Annotated in this window: 16 protein-coding genes and 1 pseudogene; 14 read left to right on the top strand and 3 right to left on the bottom strand. The window is 33.7% G+C overall.

What is annotated here, in order from left to right; genetic code table 11:
• The first annotated feature begins 100 nt into the window (after positions 1–100).
• From KA830_RS03440 to ychF, 11 genes are all read left to right on the top strand, one after another.
• The gene (locus KA830_RS03440) at positions 101–1,129 is read left to right on the top strand and encodes an efflux RND transporter periplasmic adaptor subunit (protein WP_046207102.1); all 1,029 of its coding nucleotides are present in this window, start codon (positions 101–103) and stop codon (positions 1,127–1,129) included.
• Complete coding sequence (locus KA830_RS03435; RefSeq protein WP_046207101.1) at positions 1,126–1,806, top strand: ABC transporter ATP-binding protein; 681 nt, start codon at positions 1,126–1,128, stop codon at positions 1,804–1,806. The genes KA830_RS03440 and KA830_RS03435 overlap by 4 nt, the downstream gene beginning before the upstream one ends.
• Positions 1,803–2,978, top strand: coding sequence for an ABC transporter permease (locus KA830_RS03430; protein ID WP_204180356.1), 1,176 nt, complete (start codon positions 1,803–1,805; stop codon positions 2,976–2,978). The genes KA830_RS03435 and KA830_RS03430 overlap by 4 nt, the downstream gene beginning before the upstream one ends.
• 524 nt (positions 2,979–3,502) lie before the next feature.
• Positions 3,503–4,348, top strand: a complete 846-nt coding sequence (locus KA830_RS03425) for an ABC transporter ATP-binding protein (protein WP_064209663.1) — start codon at positions 3,503–3,505, stop codon at positions 4,346–4,348.
• Positions 4,345–4,971 carry an ABC-2 transporter permease gene (locus KA830_RS03420; protein WP_046207098.1) on the top strand — a complete coding sequence of 209 codons (627 nt, stop codon included), beginning with the start codon at positions 4,345–4,347 and terminating at the stop codon, positions 4,969–4,971. Before KA830_RS03425 ends, KA830_RS03420 begins: the two co-directional genes overlap by 4 nt.
• A 430-nt stretch (positions 4,972–5,401) precedes the next feature.
• The gene (locus KA830_RS03415) at positions 5,402–6,922 is read left to right on the top strand and encodes an NADH dehydrogenase subunit 5 (RefSeq protein ID WP_204180357.1); all 1,521 of its coding nucleotides are present in this window, start codon (positions 5,402–5,404) and stop codon (positions 6,920–6,922) included.
• Position 6,923: 1 nt separating this feature from the next.
• Complete coding sequence (locus tag KA830_RS03410) at positions 6,924–9,530, top strand: DUF2309 domain-containing protein (RefSeq protein WP_204180358.1); 2,607 nt, start codon at positions 6,924–6,926, stop codon at positions 9,528–9,530.
• Between the two features lie 169 nt (positions 9,531–9,699).
• Complete coding sequence (locus KA830_RS03405) at positions 9,700–10,068, top strand: Na-translocating system protein MpsC family protein (RefSeq protein ID WP_046207547.1); 369 nt, start codon at positions 9,700–9,702, stop codon at positions 10,066–10,068.
• 409 nt (positions 10,069–10,477) lie between these two features.
• Positions 10,478–11,362, top strand: a complete 885-nt coding sequence (locus tag KA830_RS03400; protein WP_046207095.1) for a mechanosensitive ion channel family protein — start codon at positions 10,478–10,480, stop codon at positions 11,360–11,362.
• Between the two features lie 20 nt (positions 11,363–11,382).
• Positions 11,383–11,586 carry a DUF951 domain-containing protein gene (locus tag KA830_RS03395; RefSeq protein WP_046207094.1) on the top strand — a complete coding sequence of 68 codons (204 nt, stop codon included), beginning with the start codon at positions 11,383–11,385 and terminating at the stop codon, positions 11,584–11,586.
• Between the two features lie 13 nt (positions 11,587–11,599).
• Complete coding sequence (ychF, locus tag KA830_RS03390; protein ID WP_107525538.1) at positions 11,600–12,697, top strand: redox-regulated ATPase YchF; 1,098 nt, start codon at positions 11,600–11,602, stop codon at positions 12,695–12,697.
• Positions 12,698–12,985: 288 nt separating this feature from the next.
• Here the strand turns inward: ychF and KA830_RS03385 are convergent, their stop codons facing one another.
• The gene (locus KA830_RS03385; RefSeq protein ID WP_046207092.1) at positions 12,986–13,783 is read right to left on the bottom strand and encodes a GH25 family lysozyme; all 798 of its coding nucleotides are present in this window, start codon (positions 13,781–13,783) and stop codon (positions 12,986–12,988) included.
• A gap of 391 nt (positions 13,784–14,174) precedes the next feature.
• On the opposite strand from KA830_RS03385, the gene rpsF reads away from it, so the two are divergent.
• Genes rpsF through rpsR form a run of 3 tightly spaced genes read left to right on the top strand, consistent with a single transcriptional unit; the run spans position 14,175 to position 15,300 of the window.
• Positions 14,175–14,480: a 30S ribosomal protein S6 gene (rpsF, locus tag KA830_RS03380; protein WP_019469843.1), complete on the top strand. Its 306-nt coding sequence runs from the start codon at positions 14,175–14,177 to the stop codon at positions 14,478–14,480.
• An 18-nt stretch (positions 14,481–14,498) separates the two neighbouring features.
• Positions 14,499–15,008, top strand: a complete 510-nt coding sequence (gene ssb, locus KA830_RS03375) for a single-stranded DNA-binding protein (RefSeq protein WP_046207091.1) — start codon at positions 14,499–14,501, stop codon at positions 15,006–15,008.
• Positions 15,009–15,057: 49 nt separating this feature from the next.
• Positions 15,058–15,300, top strand: coding sequence for a 30S ribosomal protein S18 (gene rpsR, locus KA830_RS03370; RefSeq protein WP_042737618.1), 243 nt, complete (start codon positions 15,058–15,060; stop codon positions 15,298–15,300).
• 95 nt (positions 15,301–15,395) lie between these two features.
• Here rpsR and KA830_RS03365 read toward each other — a convergent pair whose 3' ends face one another.
• Positions 15,396–16,043 (bottom strand): hypothetical protein, encoded by a 648-nt coding sequence (locus KA830_RS03365; RefSeq protein ID WP_210123015.1) that lies wholly within the window; start codon positions 16,041–16,043, stop codon positions 15,396–15,398.
• 46 nt (positions 16,044–16,089) lie between these two features.
• A pseudogene (locus tag KA830_RS13790) lies at positions 16,090–16,173 on the bottom strand (hypothetical protein); the annotation flags it as partial.
• Positions 16,174–16,476: the final 303 nt, after the last annotated feature.

Below are 16,476 nucleotides of genomic sequence, written 5' to 3'. Positions count from 1 at the left end.
AAAAAATATTGTATATAAAATAATGTTATGCATTATATTTTTTGTTGTGTGATTATGATAGTATCTAAAATGAATAATAATTTAAAGGAGTGTTTTAGCATTGAAGAAAAAGTGGATGTGGATTATCGGTGTTATTGTCGTTATCGTATTAATTGCAATTGCATTAATTTTAAGGCAAGCAAATAGTAGCTCAGATAAAAAGGATGGTTATGATACATATAAAGTGGAGAAAGAAAGTCCGCTCAATTTAGAAGGTAAAGCTTCACCTAAATCAGTTAAAACATATAATAATAACAGTCAATTGGGAACGTACGTAAGTACACAAGTTGATGATGGTCAATCAGTTAAACAAGGTGACCCACTCATCAATTATGAAATTAATAATAATAAACGCCAGCAGTTAGTTGATAAAGTGGACAACGCCAAAGATGAAAATGAAAGAGCGGAAGCACAACAACAACTTAACCAGTATGATCGTCAAGTGAACGACAGTATTTATGCTGCTTTTGACGGTAAAATTGATATTCAAAATAGAGAAAATGTCTCTGATGGAGAGCCTATTCTACAACTTGTTGCAGATGAACCACAAATCAAAGCAACAGTGACTGAATTTGATCTAGGAAAGATTAAAGAAGGCGACAAAGTAGACGTTAAAGTAACAAGTACTGGTAAAAAAGGTAAAGGTGAAATCAAGAAAATTTCAGAGTTGCCAAAAAGTTATGAAGAAAGTTTAAGTAAATCTGGAGGCGGAGCAGCAGCTAGTTCAGGTAGTGAAGAAGATGGTGGTGCTCAAGCTTCTAATCCAGTTTCGGACCCGAGCGGTGGCAGTGACTCAGATTCATCTAAATATACAATCGTCATTAGCGATATAGATATTCCTGTACGTGCAGGTTATTCTATGGAAGTTGAAGTGCCATTAGATGCAATCAAGTTACCAAAATCAGTGTTAACTAAAGACAATAATGTTTTTGTACTAGGTAAAAACAATAAAGTTGAAAAACGTGATATTAAAATTGATAAAGTCAACGGTGAAATATTTGTAAAAGAGGGTCTGAAAAAAGGTGACAAACTAATTAAAAACCCTAAAAAATCTATGAATGATGGAGACAAAGTTGAGGTGTCATCATGATAGAACTTGTAGATATCAATAGACATTTCAAAAACGGTGATGAAGAAAATCACATTTTGAAAGACATCAATATCAACATTAAAGAAGGAGAATTCATAGCAATTATGGGGCCTTCAGGTTCTGGTAAAAGTACACTCATCAACATATTAGGTTTTATTGACCGAGGTTATGAAGGCGATTATTTGTTTAATAGCGAGAATTATAAAAAAAGTTCAGATAACGAATTGGCAGAAATTAGAAATAAAACAGTAGGGTTTGTTTTCCAAAACTTTAAATTAATTCAAAACAATACGATATTGGAAAATGTAAGTATTCCTTTAGTTTATGCAGGACTGGGGTCTCAAGCACGTAAAGAAAAAGTGATCAATACATTACACGATGTGGGACTATATGATAAAGAAAATTTAGTACCTAACAAATTATCAGGAGGGCAACAACAACGTGTAGCCATTGCTCGTGCAATCATCAATAACCCGAAATTTATCATTGCTGACGAACCTACAGGGGCACTTGATTCAAAAACGTCTGAAGATATTATTGATTTGTTTATGAAATTAAATAAAGAACATCGCACAACGATGATTCTCGTAACACATGATCGCAAAGTAGCGGATAAGGCAGATCGTATTATTCATATACTAGATGGTCGTGTACAAAGAGAAGAGGTGGTTGAATGAAGAATTTATCGAACATCATCGCCATTTCATTCAAATCCATTTTAAAGAATAAGCGACGTAATATTTTTACTATGATTGGTATCATCATTGGTATTGCTGCTGTTATTACGATTATGTCGTTAGGTAATGGGTTTAAACAAACAGCGTCAGAGCAATTTGAAGATACAGGAGCAGGCAAAGATTCTGCTACAGTAAACTATATGACGAGTAGTGGTGAAGGTGCGAAAGATAATCCTTTTAGCCAGTCAGATTTGGATATTGCTAAACAAGTGAATGGTGTTACAGATGCAAAAATCAAAGAAAGTGACGATCAAGGTTATTCTGCAAAAATGACAAATGCCCAGAAAAAAGGCGACGTTAGTATTTTAAAGAAAAAAGAAATGACTAGCCCAGAAAAAGGCAAAGGTTTTAATGAAGATGATAATGAACTAAATAAAAAAGTTGTTACCGTTGATGACAAAATTGCCAAAGATGTATTCAATAATGAAGCTATAGGTAAAACATTATACATTGATAATCAAGGTTTCGAAGTTGTAGGCATTGTAAACGATGCGATGAACCCTTCAGCTGTTCATATGCCTTCCAATACATTTAATAGGTATATGGGGCAGTTAACGCAAGATTTTCCATCACTTCAATTATCATTAGTAGATGGCGCTGATAAGAAAGAAGTCGCTAACAAAGTCGCTAAAGAATTGAATAAAAAAGGTTCAGGCGCAGGCGATGGAAACTATAGTTATACAGATATGGAAGAATTCATGAAAAATATCAACAAAGTATTTGATGGTATTACTTACTTTGTAGCTGCTGTTGCAGGTATTTCACTATTTATCGCTGGTATTGGAGTTATGAATGTGATGTACATTTCAGTTACTGAGCGTACAGAAGAAATTGCGATACGTCGTGCATTTGGTGCAAAAGCGCGAGACATTGAAGTCCAATTCTTGGTAGAAAGTGTTGTACTTTGTGTGATTGGCGGTATCATAGGTCTAATCATAGGCATACTTGTCGCAAGTCTAGTAGATGCAGTAACACCAGATTATATTAAGAGTGCGGTTAGTCTAAGCTCAGTGCTCATTGCTGTAGGTGTTTCTACATTGATCGGTATCGTATTTGGTTGGATTCCAGCGCGTTCAGCTGCGAAGAAAGAATTGATCGATATAATTAAGTAGTATTTAAAAAAGATATAAAAAGAGCCATTCGCTTTTATAAAAAGGTTTCGTCATTTTATGCGATACAAGTTGGATACAAAAAACATAAACATTTATAGCTCAAGTATAAATATGACATGCAAAAGGCTGGGACAAAAGAATAGTCTCAGCCTTTTATCCCATTCATCCCTAGTTCTTCTCGATGCAGTAGGGGTCTGCAGTCATTTTAAATACATCAGATTTCAATCTTGATTCACTACTTGTTTTAAAAATATGTTCATTCAGGAACAAAATTTATGTCTATCAGATGGAAACATGAAATTTACGATATTTGCTAGTGTCGGCTTTTGAGATGCTTTGCCATCTAAATATAATTATCAGTTAATGTTTCCAGTAATTGTGCATTTAGATATATATTTAATTAAAAATAATAAAAATAAATATTTTCAGGAAATGTATTGTGTAAATTGGCTAGGTGTATTATGTTAATTTAGAAAGTGATTTCATGTAAAAGGTTAAGCTTTTATCAAAAAAGGGGGATTATTATGGAGTATTTGCTCAATGTACAAAATTTAAACAAGACTTACGTTGATTCAGATTTTAATTTAAATCAGATTAATCTATCGATTGAACCCAATACAGTGGTAGGGCTTGTTGGGAAAAATGGTTCTGGTAAATCTACGTTGATTAATACATTGGTGGGAAATAGATTTGCAGATGCTGGAGACATTCAATTTTTTGATACGCCAATTTCTCGTGATGATTATGCGTATAAAGAACATCTAGGCGTTGTATTTGATGATCTTCGACTGCCTAATAAACTTAATGCAAAACAAATTAGTAAAGTGTTTTCTAATATTTATCGCACATGGGATGAACAGCATTTTTTTGAAATGCTGGAGAATTTTGAATTACCGAAAGAACGTCAGATTAAAACTTTTTCCCGTGGTATGAGCATGAAAATCTCAATATCTATTGCACTATCTCATGATAGTAAACTTTTAATTTTAGACGAGGCTACGGCAGGAATGGATGTTTCTGGACGTGAGGAAGTGTTAGAAATACTTGAAGATTTTGTTGATAAAGGTAATGGTATTTTAATTTCATCTCATATTTCGGAAGATATTGAGACGCTTGCAGATAAATTAGTATTTATGAAAAATGGGCGTATTTTATTACAAGAGCACAAAGATACATTATTAAATGATTATGGCATTGTTTCATTTGAAGAAGGAGAATTCGATGTTAATCACAGTAATGTTGTTGCGTATCGCATACATAAAGGTACAGGAAAAGCACTTGTAAATCAAAACAAAGATATAGATTTAGCACAGCCATTAAAAAATATTGATGATGCCACAAAAATATTAATGAGAGGAGAATTAGCATGAAAGGTTACTTAATGAGTTATTATTTTACAAATCAAAAATCAATTTACATATATTTATTGTTAAGTATTCCAATTTGTTTGTTTTTCTCTTTTACAAATCCAATAATGGCTAGTTTCATGCCTATGATATTTTTAGTATCACCAGCAACAGATAATTTAAAAAATGAAAAAGACTCAAAGTGGATGTATTTTGTTTCTACATTACCCTATAGCAGAAACACTTATGTGAGTAGTCATTTTGCATTTTATAGCTTATTAGCATTAACAGGTATGGTGGTATCACTTGTGATTAATGCAATTGTTGCGGGGAGTATAGTAAGTGGTGTGAATTCAGCGTTACTTGGTACAGGATTTATCGCGTTGTATTCGCTTATTTTCCCATTTACTTTTAAAATGGGAGCAGAAAAATCAAATGTCATATTTATGATTGTATCCATTATCGTAGTCATTTTATTCTTTATTTACTATTTTGTAGGTATGGCCATATTATCTGGGACAGGTAATCTTATAGAAGAAATAAGTAAAAACTTGTGGTACGGTGGTATTTTTGCAGTGATTGGCTTAATTGTTATGGCGCTTTCATTTATTGCTTCGAAACAAGCATTTAAGTATAAAGAGTTATAAACAACACGGCTTAACCTATTGTCTATCTTGACAAACACGAATAATCGTTATATCTTATTAATATTAAAAGTTAAAAATTTAGGCATACTTTTCTATGTTTTTCTACATAATTAAAGCTTTAGCAAGTTGTTAATAAAAGTATTGGCAAATTGAAAAAGTGAATAAATAGTGGTGAATATAAGGAATTGTACGTCTTACTGCATAAAATGTAGAATAAGCAAATTCTCAAATAAATGAATATATATATAATAGGTAGCAAAGCAAAACACTCGTCATAAGTGCGTTGTAATGAAGCCGACAATGATAATAAGTCAGTATGGATTTATTATTAATTGTCGGCTTTTTTTCGTGGAAAATGTAATTTTAAATCAAGTGTTGTATTACTATTATAAATTTAAATGTCGTATTACAGAAGGTAAGGTGATTGATCATGATTGACGCGCATATTTTTCTAACATTATTATTTCTAACTTTAACTATTTCAATTTTAAGTAGTCTCTTTTTCTTAATAAAAAAAGTACCGTCTAAATATGCTCGAATACATATTTATATTGTAGCATTGCCAACAATTGTAGCTAGCTTAGGTCTTATATTGTCACAGAAAAATATAGAGGTAGGTATATGGCGTTCTGACGTATTATCTTGGCTCATGGTTGGTTTTGTCCTCGTTATTGGTGTGATTATCCAACGTTACTGTATTCGTTATCTAGCTGGTGATAAGAGCTATAAAAAATACTTCACTTTATTTACTTTCACGACTACCTTTGCATCATTTGCTTGGTTAACTGCGGATATGAGAATGATGGTAATCAGTTGGGGATGTACACTATTAGGACTTACGATTTTAATCAGTTTAACAAGTGCCTGGAAAGTTACACGTGAGGCAGCAAAAGTTACAGGAAAATTATTCTTGTTAAGTTGGGTTGCGTTAATCAGTGCTGTTTTGTGGATTGGATTATCGACAGGTGAATGGCATTATTCTGTAGCCTTAAATGAAGCACATCTATCCATGATTAGTGGTTTGGCACAATTTGGCATTAATTTACTCATTGTACTAGCTGTTATGATTCCAGCGGCACAATGGCCTTTTCAACGTTGGTTAATTGAATCTGTAGCAGCACCTACACCGGTTTCTGCGATTATGCATGCTGGTATCGTTAATGCTGGTGGTATTATGTTAACCAGATTTTCAGGTATCTTTAGCGGCGATATCGCATCTATTGTTTTATTAATTTTCGCAAGTATTTCAGTATTACTCGGTGCAGGTATTAGTTTAGTCCATGTGGATTATAAAAGATTATTGGTCGGTTCTACAATAGGCCAAATGGGCTTCATGCTAATTCAATGTGCATTAGGTGCATATATTCCTGCGATCATTCACTTGATTTTACATGGCTTATTTAAAGCGACTTTGTTTCTACGTTCTGGGTCGGCAGTGCGTCATTTTAGTGTCCCGAGTCGTGCAAATGAAAGAATGTCTTATGTATGGATAGTCAGTGGTCGTATTTTAGCGTTTCTAATTGGATTAGGTTTTTGGTTGAGTGCACCAGAAGAAAGTTATCGTCTGGTAAGTGGTCTCATCTTAGCATGGTCCTTATCTGTCTCGTGGACACAGTTGGTAGCTTTTGGTGAAGGTAATTTCGGGCGTGTCATGGGTATGTCGATACTCATTGTTGTTGGTGCAGTTTATTTTGTGGTACATCATTATTTTTCAGATGCATTACATACTTTGACAATTCATAGCGTGCAGCCACCCGCTTTTATCGTTATTGCCGTAGCATTCATTTTATTGCTCGGTAGCTTAATTAGTACGTGGGTAGCACGTCACCGATCTTCTGTCGTATTTTCAATTTTGTATATGTGGATAGTTCGTTTAGGAGATGCAAAAATTGAAACGGTTGAACGTCATCCTAATTATTTAAAATCTTATTTGTCAAAAGGAGGACACTAAAATGGGGAAACATAAAGCAGTGACAAACCAAAGTCAACATAAAGATAATATCGATCAAATAATTGCTAAAGCGAGCCGAGTTATCGTTCCTTTATCACCTATTTCTGTGTTTGCCGCAAGAAACCCTTGGTCAAATTTAGAACAGAATGCATTTCAAGATGTGGCGCAATGGTTAACAAATGTCCGTGACGTAGATATCTATCCTACAATGCATATGTTTGAACAAGCATATCAACGTGATGAAATTGATAAAGATATGATTGAATTTAAGTTACAAACATGGCTAAATCAATCGATGCTCTCGATAGATAGACAATTTGCTGAAAGATATGCTAGAGCAATGTTAGATTTGTCTAATATTGTAGACGTAACGCGTTATTCTGAAAACAAAAAACAAGTGAATCAACACAATGAAACAATAAATTTAGATGATGAAACTCATACAGTGCCATTAGTGAGCACCTATCTTATGGATAAAGATGGTAGACGATTGATAGATATTGTAGACTATCACGTTATTAAATGGTGCAAATTATATTTAGATGATGCACAATCCGGATGGACGATGCCTAACAGAGAAAAAGGTCTATTCTTTGCATGGCAACGTTTGGCACAACATGATCCAGCATTGACCAAGCAACAACGCGCACGGTTGAAAACACTGCCAAGTCAAGCTGAAGCGCTCATTCATATGGTCCTACAAAAGTTAGACATTGCTGAAGCACAGTATCAAACATATTTGGAAAATCATTTGCTATCGTTACCTGGATGGGCTGGTATGATGCTATGGCAAGATGAACAAACGTCTAATGCTGATCAAATGTTATTGTCATATTTAGCTATTCGTCTTGGTATAGAATGGGCAATTGTTGAGCCATATTTACCCGTGAATTTACCAGAAAATTCAATAACATATGAATACGATGAATTAGCAGAGCATTGGCTTGCTATTGGGATATTTACCAGTGAACAATGGCAACAATTATCTGAATCCGAAAAAAATGCTTATATAAATTTTGCATTACAATTTGAAAAACATGGTCGCAGACAAATTTTATTAACGGCTTGGGAAGCAACATACGAGCATCAATTAGAAGCGACCGTGACCACAAACCAAGATAATGAGCAAGAAAGCCAAAAGCCACAAGTACAAATGGCGTTTTGTATAGATGTACGCTCGGAACCTTTTCGTCGACAAATAGAAGCGGCTGGTGCATTTGAGACAATCGGTGTTGCTGGGTTTTTTGGACTCCCCATTGTCAAAGAAGAACTGGGACAATCCCACAGTCACCCATCTTTACCTGTGATGAATCAACCGCAACATAAAATTAAAGAATACACGCATGAGCAAGAACCTACATCTTTTCGCCAGCATCAACACATACTCAAATCGATAACGTATACATTTAAAAAGATGAAACAAAATGCTTTACCGAGCTTACTTTTACCAGAACTAAGTGGACCTTGGTTAACGCTTCAAATGTTTTCAAGAAGTTTCGCACCGAGACCTATCGGTAAATTGATACGAAAATTTTATGATGGTTGGTTACAAAAACCGAATGATACAACGTTATCATTAGATCATTGCAATATTAATGAAGAAGGTATACCAGTTGGTTTTACAAATGAAGAAAAAGTGGACTATGTCCAACAAGCGTTGCGTTTAATGGGTTTGGAATTAGAGTTTGCCCCATTAATCGTATTGTGTGGACACGGCAGTCAAAGTGCGAATAATCCTTATGCTTCTTCACTTGATTGTGGTGCATGTGGTGGTGCAGCCAGTGGTTTTAACGCGAAGGTATTAGCACAGCTTTGTAACTCGACTGAAGTTAGAACGGCATTAAATGAGCGAGGTATTGTCATTCCAGAAGACACTATCTTTGCGGCAGCGGAGCACCAAACATCTACAGATGAATTAAAATGGATATACGTACCAACAATGTCAAAAGCTGGACAAAATGCTTTAAATCAAATTCAAGCCGCAATGCCTGACATTACTTATCGCGCAAATGAACAACGATTGAAAGCATTACCAGACAATCACATCTTAAAACAAGACCCAATTAAAGAAGTGCATCGCTTAACAAATGATTGGAGCGAGATTAGACCAGAATGGGGCTTAGCGAGAAACGCTTCATTTATTATAGGTTCACGTGATTTAACAAAAAATAGCGACTTAAAAGGGCGTGCCTTTTTACACAATTATGATTGGAAACAAGATGATGATGGGAGCCTTTTAGCGAATATCATTAGCGGTCCAGCCACCGTGGCACAATGGATTAATCTACAGTATTATGCCTCAACTGTTGCACCTCATTATTATGGTAGCGGTAGTAAAACAACACAGACTATTACGGCAGGTATAGGCGTTATGCAAGGTAATGCGAGCGATTTGTTGACGGGTCTACCTTGGCAATCTGTAATGTCGGCAGACAATAAAATATATCATTCTCCGATTAGACTACTCATCGTCGTGCATGCGCCCAATGCTTATATTAAACAGCTATTAAATGAGCAATATGATTTTTATCAAAAGGTGCACAATGGTTGGCTTAAATTGGCAAGTATTGATGAATTTGGTGATTGGCAACATTGGTCAGTTGATTAACTTAAAAAACGTTTTTCTGATTTCTTAAAGGACAGAAGAAATAAGCGATAGTTATATTATTTTCTGGGTAATTGCACATAACTATGGAGAAAAGTATATAAAAATGATAATGTTAGCATTATTAAATAATACGACAATTAATTTTGATTCTATGGGAGATGCATTCGACATGAAAACAACTAAAGGTACCTATGAGTCTGAAATCAGCAAAGCAATTACACAATGGGAAAAAGACTTCCTTGGTCGTGGTTCACTGTCTGTGAAAACTGATATTTTGCGTGATATGATTATTGTTAGTTTGCAGGGTGTGTTAACACAAGCTGAATATAAAGTTTGTGAGACACATGAAGGATTATTAACAATTAAACGTACCAGATCTAAGCTTGTAGAATCTGGTATAGAGGCACTTGATGAAATTGTTTTTTCAGTTACTGGTGAAGCAGTCAAAGGCTTTCATACTGATTTGAGTTCTAAAACAGGTGAACGTGTTATGATATTTAAACTATACGATAATCTTGAGAAAAAAATAGCCGAATAAAGAAAATGATTGATGAAAGTGATGACTAAAAACTGAAAAATCCTTTATTTCAAGGTGTATTTATAGTAATATGACTTACTGAGAAATAGAGAATCATAATTTTAAATTATGGTTCTTTTTCTTTTGTCTTTTTTAAATTACATAATTTAAATTTAATTAAACATGAAAATTATATAAACTATATTTAAAAATTGATAGTATAAAGAGAGTAATGATAGTATGGTGGTTTCTGATTATCATCCTATAAGTTGTAGTATGCTTTCTATGTAAATGAAATCAGATATACACTTCAAATGATCTGTTTATTTGTTTTGCAAATTTTAATATTTAGTCGGAAGTTGGATGTGTTTAACAGTTTAAATAATTATAATAAAATGAGAAGAGTCTTTGACTAAGGGAGGAAATATGATTGGATCAAATAAAAAGTATTATGTATTCCTTAATAGAACCTTTAACTAAACCGGAAACATATCAAACGCTACTTTCAAATCTCATTATGATTGTGATATATATCATTGTAGCGTGGATAGTATTGCGTTTTATTAATAAAGGAATAGAGCAATTTTTCAAAATACAAAATAAAGGCAAAAAAGCGAATAAAAAACGTTCAGCAACATTAATATCATTAGTTCAAAATATCGTATCGTATGTGGTATGGTTTATAGTGTTAACAACCATTTTAAGCAAGTTTGGTATCAGTGTTGAAGGTATTATCGCAAGTGCTGGGGTTGTTGGTTTAGCAGTTGGTTTTGGTGCACAAACCGTTGTTAAAGATATTATCACTGGTTTCTTCATTATATTCGAAAATCAATTTGATGTAGGAGATTATGTTAAAATAAATAACGGTGGTACAACTGTTGCAGAAGGTACAGTTAAAGTCATAGGTTTAAGATCGACAAAAATAAATACAATTACAGGTGAATTAACGACATTACCAAACGGCAGTATGGGTGAGATTACAAATTATTCAGTGACCAATGGTGAAGCAATTGTCGAAATACCAGTTTCGGTAGAGGAAGATATTGATCAAGTAGAAAATGTACTCACAGACTATTTTCAATCTATACAAACAAATTATTATTTGTTTATCTCTACACCACAAGTCGTTGGTATCAATTCAATCAGTCGAGATGAAATTGTATTGAGTGTGTCTGCTGAAACAATACCAGGTGAGGGTGCTTCCGGAGCACGTATTTTAAGAAAAGAGATATTGAAATTGTTTAAGCAAAAAGAGATTAAAACACCTAAGCCGATGATGTTACAATATGACCCTAATCAACAAAATAACGCTTAAATATTCGGAGGAGTGACAGAATGACATCAAATTACGGTTTAAATGACATTGTAGAGATGAAAAAGCAACACGCCTGTGGTACGAATCGCTTTAAAATCATTCGTGTAGGCGCAGATATCCGAATAAAATGTGAAAATTGTCAAAGAAGCATTATGATTCCACGACAAACGTTTAATAAAAAAATGAAAAAAATATTAGTATCTCATCAAGATACGGAAAAATAAGGAGAATGAATAAATGGCTCTAACAGCAGGTATCGTTGGGCTTCCAAACGTAGGGAAGTCAACACTTTTCAATGCAATTACTAAAGCGGGTGCGCTCGCAGCGAATTATCCATTCGCAACGATTGACCCTAACGTAGGGATTGTTGAAGTTCCAGATCATAGATTAGATGTATTGACAGATATGGTACAACCCAAAAAAACAATACCAACGACTTTTGAATTTACTGATATTGCCGGTATTGTTAAAGGGGCTTCAAAAGGTGAAGGATTAGGAAATAAATTCTTATCACATATTCGTGAAGTTGATGCGATTTGCCAAGTCGTACGTGCGTTTGATGATGATAATGTGACGCATGTTTCTGGTCGCGTTAATCCTATTGATGATATTGAAGTTATCAATATGGAACTTGTATTGGCAGATTTGGAATCAGTTGAGAAACGTCTACCAAAATTAGAAAAAATGGCAAGACAAAAAGATAAAGATGCGGTTAACGAAGTTCGCATTTTATCAAGAATTAAAGAAGCTTTAGAAGAAGGTAATCCAGTAAGAAGTTTAGATTTTACGGAAGAAGACCAAAAATATGTAAACCAAGCACAATTATTAACATCTAAAGAAATGTTATATATTGCTAATGTCGGAGAAGACGAAATTGGCGATGAAGATAATGAAAAAGTTCAAGCTATTCGTGAATATGCTGAAAAAGAAAGCTCAGAAGTCATTGTTATCAGTGCTAAGATTGAAGAAGAAATTGCTACATTGGATGATGATGATAGAGCAATGTTCTTAGAAGATTTAGGCATTGAAGAGCCTGGTTTAGATCGTTTAATTCGCACAACTTATGACTTATTAGGTTTGGCAACTTATTTTACAGCGGGTGTGCAAGAAGTACGTGCATGGACATTCATTAAAGGCATGACAGCTCCACAATGTGCAGGGATTATTCATACTGACTTTGAACGTGGCTTCATTCGTGCAGAAGTAACGAGCTATGATGATTATGTAGAATTTAATGGTGAAAATGGTGCTAAAGAAGCTGGAAAACAAAGATTAGAAGGTAAAGAATACATTATGAAAGATGGAGACATCGTTCACTTTAGATTTAATGTATAAAATAAAAGCTTACGTGTTACTTAATATGGTAACACGTAAGCTTTTTTCAGAAATTTGGAAAGTAAGTATGCCGGGAGTCTTGAATGTTCATTTTGTTCATAGATACATTTTCATTCAACTTAACTAGTAGTAGGTTAAAATTTTAACTATATATACTTCTTAATCCTTGATGTATGAATAAATACAAACGGTGATACGAATATTGGTTAAAGAGGTAAAAGTGACATGACATTAGTTGTACTAAGTTTTACTTACCAAAATAGCATTATGAATGCTGCGATGAAAAACTTAAGATGTAAACCATGATGTGTCTACACCAGGTCCCGTATAATTTGCATCGACATTTTGGTTTAATTCAGGTGAAGCATAGCTATCTGTATATTGCCATAACACATGTTCTTGTGTTGGTTGCTCTTGGTTATAGTTAGCGAGCCAATAACCATCATATTGTCCCACTGATTCTGAAGCATGTTCTTTCATAAAGTTTTCATATGAATAAAATAAGATTTTTTTATCTCCAGCAAGGCTACGCATTTTGTCATACCAGGCAGTTGTACTTTCATCAGCGGTACCCGATGTCACAGTATTTTCTTCAAAATCATTGATATAAAAACTGGCTTTAGGTGCACGATTGTATAAAGTTTGCGCTTCATATCTGGCATCATCGGGATTTTCGTACATACTATAAGAATAAACGCCAAAGTCCAAGTTATACTTATCTAATAAATTTGAGTTATGTTCTAATGTTGCATCGACTTTTTCAGAACCATATTGTGCACGAATAATAATGAAATCATAATTTGCTTTTAAATCTTTGACTTGTTGTGCTGAAAGCTTACCTTGCCATTCGGAAATATCTAAGACCCTTTCACCAGTAGCGGTTGTATTGGCGTTTGAACGAAAGGCACTTTCTTGAGTTTCATTATTTTTTTCTTCAGGGTGTTTTTCAATATACTTTTGATAGCCATATCCCATGGTTCCTTTTTCGCTTGCTGTATTTTCAGCCGCATGTACAGTATTAAATGTTATTGTAGTTGCAAACAGGACACTCATGGACAGCAATCCTTTTTTAATAACTGAAGTCATATAAATCTCCTTTGATTAATTTTGAATTATGTAAACATGTCCTTGGATTTTAATGATATAAATCAAGAACGTATATGATATGCTATTAGAATTAAAATGATTTATCAAGTTTATCTGAAATAACTTTTAAATTTATTTATAATCATTTAAAAAGTAATATAATATTTTATGAGTTATATGGAATGTCGCGTGAATTTCCAAGTTGTAGGATGCTGAGGTAATGAAATGTTTCATATGAAACATGAGATAAAAATGTCATTTTGAACGTCTGATAATCATTGTAAAATGTAAAGCTCTGTGCTATAATTCTTGATTGTGAGTAATGAAAATTATTCCTTGCTTACCACAAAGATGGTGAGCCGCATAGACCACAAGGAGGTGCAATTATAAAATGAGAACATATGAAGTTATGTACATCGTTCGTCCGAACATTGAAGAAGATGCTAAAAAAGCTGTCGTTGAACGTTTCAACGGTATCTTAGCTTCTCACGGATCAGAGGTTTTAGAAACTAAAGATTGGGGCAAACGTCGTTTAGCTTATGAAATTAATGATTTCAGTGAAGGTTACTACAACATCGTACGTATCCAAACTGAAGACAATGAAGCGACTGACGAATTCCAACGTTTAGCTAAAATCACAGACGATATCATCCGTTATATCGTAATTCGTGAAGACGAAGATAAGACAAGAAAATAATAAATGGGGGTCGTTTAAATGATAAATAGAGTTGTTTTAGTCGGTCGTTTAACGAAAGATCCAGAATATAGAACAACACCCTCAGGCGTGAGTGTTGCGACTTTTACTCTAGCAGTAAATCGTACGTTTACAAATGCGCAAGGGGAACGCGAAGCTGATTTCATTAACTGCGTTGTTTTTAGAAAACAAGCAGAAAATGTAAATAACTACTTATTCAAAGGTAGTCTAGCTGGCGTTGACGGTCGCATTCAATCACGTAGCTACGAAAACCAAGAAGGTCGTCGTATATTTGTAACTGAAGTTGTCTGTGATAGCGTTCAATTCCTTGAACCTAAAAACCAAAATCAGCGTCATGCTCAAGAAGGAAATAATAATTTCCAAAATTTTGGTGGACAACAATCCGGACAAAATACGTCTTCTTATCAAAACAATAACAACAATAATCCATCAAACAATAATCAATCAGATAACCCATTTGCAAATGCAAACGGCCCTATTGATATTAGTGATGATGATTTACCATTCTAATTATAATGAACGTATAAAACTAAAAAAATTTTAAAAGGAGGCAGTTACCATGGCAGGTGGACCAAGAAGAGGCGGACGTCGTCGTAAAAAAGTTTGTTATTTCACAGCAAACGGAATTACACACATCGACTATAAAGATACAGAATTATTAAAACGTTTTATCTCAGAACGCGGTAAAATTTTACCACGTCGTGTAACAGGTACTTCAGCTAAATATCAACGTATGTTGACTTTAGCTATTAAACGTGCACGTCATATGGCATTATTACCATATGTTAAAGAAGAACAATAATAGATATTGTATCTGAAACCCCCGTAGGCTAAGGCTTGCGGGGTATTTTTTGTGTTTTTGAAATTAAAAAAAGGGCAGAAAAAGGGCATGAAATTTTATTTTGAAAAATTTGCATTTTTATAAAAAGAGAGTTTTAGGTTTTTCTCAAGAGTTTTTATAGTGGCTTTGTTATCACTGAATTTTACATAGTGTTGATCTAAATTGTGACCTAAATAATAGGAGATTTTTTCATCATAATAAGTAAGACATGATATTTTTAATTTCATTTCGTTGTTAGAATTTTTTACTATATCAAGAAAAGTTTTGTTATTAGGGAAATTTGGGAATTTAAATTCAAGAACTCTATTTGGTAGTAATTTACCATTGTGTTTTGATAACTCATTTTCAACTCGACTAAGGGCAATATTCGTGTCATCCCAATCTTCTCCATTTTCGATCTCTATAAGAAACTTATCCAGAGTTAAAATTTTAGGGCAATCGTAACTAATTTTAATAATAGTCTCTTGTTGTGTGGATTTCTCTGTAATCAGAAATCTGGGACGTGTAGATTCAATTTGGCTTATCCTATTTCGGTGGTCTATTTGATTGTTATTATATAATGTAGTAATAATGGAAATGGTTCCTAATAACAAAGAGGCACCTAATGTTAATGAAAGTAAATTTTGTTCTTTCGGTAAGGTGAAATATAATAATGCTGTTATTATTATAACTAATACTATAAGAATAGAACTGATTTTTTTCAAATTAATATCCTACCTTCTCCAATTTATTCATCATATCTTTAGCCATTTGATCTGTGTATGGGTCTTTGTACTTCTCATAGAAACGGTACTGTGTTTGATTATGCTTATTAGTGAATTGTTCATGCCACATATAAAAGTCCCTCCAAAATAATTAGAATAGCTTGCTTAAGGCATTATGCATTTAGTCGTTGAACTACCATAAAATGTAGATGCTGATCGTTATAATGATAGGTTTTCAGCAATTAGCACAATTTTCTATTAATATAAGTTAATAGGGGCAAAGGGGCTTACCCTGTTTAGTAATTCTTTAGTGCTAGTTAGTTTCTTCATACTATCATCTCCTAATATACGGCTAAAAAATAAAGATATAGGTAAACTTAAACTTATTACAGTTTGTTCGGATAACGTCAAATTTAGTTCAGGATGTATATTA

It is taken from the genome of Staphylococcus sp. GDY8P119P (genome assembly GCF_017892075.1).
GTDB lineage: Bacteria > Bacillota > Bacilli > Staphylococcales > Staphylococcaceae > Staphylococcus > Staphylococcus ureilyticus.
This window is presented reverse-complemented; position numbering and strand designations above follow the sequence as displayed.

Bases quoted from the DNA above. Each gene is read 5' to 3' on its own strand.
- KA830_RS03430 (WP_204180356.1), top strand. From the start codon at position 1,803: ATGAAGAATTTATCGAACATCATCGCCATTTCATTCAAATCCATTTTA.
- KA830_RS03385 (WP_046207092.1), bottom strand. From the start codon at position 13,783: ATGACTTCAGTTATTAAAAAAGGATTGCTGTCCATGAGTGTCCTGTTT.
- KA830_RS03420 (WP_046207098.1), top strand. From the start codon at position 4,345: ATGAAAGGTTACTTAATGAGTTATTATTTTACAAATCAAAAATCAATT.
- rpsF (WP_019469843.1), top strand. From the start codon at position 14,175: ATGAGAACATATGAAGTTATGTACATCGTTCGTCCGAACATTGAAGAA.
- ssb (WP_046207091.1), top strand. From the start codon at position 14,499: ATGATAAATAGAGTTGTTTTAGTCGGTCGTTTAACGAAAGATCCAGAA.
- KA830_RS03415 (WP_204180357.1), top strand. From the start codon at position 5,402: ATGATTGACGCGCATATTTTTCTAACATTATTATTTCTAACTTTAACT.
- KA830_RS03405 (WP_046207547.1), top strand. From the start codon at position 9,700: ATGAAAACAACTAAAGGTACCTATGAGTCTGAAATCAGCAAAGCAATT.
- KA830_RS03435 (WP_046207101.1), top strand. From the start codon at position 1,126: ATGATAGAACTTGTAGATATCAATAGACATTTCAAAAACGGTGATGAA.
- rpsR (WP_042737618.1), top strand. From the start codon at position 15,058: ATGGCAGGTGGACCAAGAAGAGGCGGACGTCGTCGTAAAAAAGTTTGT.
- KA830_RS03425 (WP_064209663.1), top strand. From the start codon at position 3,503: ATGGAGTATTTGCTCAATGTACAAAATTTAAACAAGACTTACGTTGAT.
- ychF (WP_107525538.1), top strand. From the start codon at position 11,600: ATGGCTCTAACAGCAGGTATCGTTGGGCTTCCAAACGTAGGGAAGTCA.
- KA830_RS03410 (WP_204180358.1), top strand. From the start codon at position 6,924: ATGGGGAAACATAAAGCAGTGACAAACCAAAGTCAACATAAAGATAAT.
- KA830_RS03395 (WP_046207094.1), top strand. From the start codon at position 11,383: ATGACATCAAATTACGGTTTAAATGACATTGTAGAGATGAAAAAGCAA.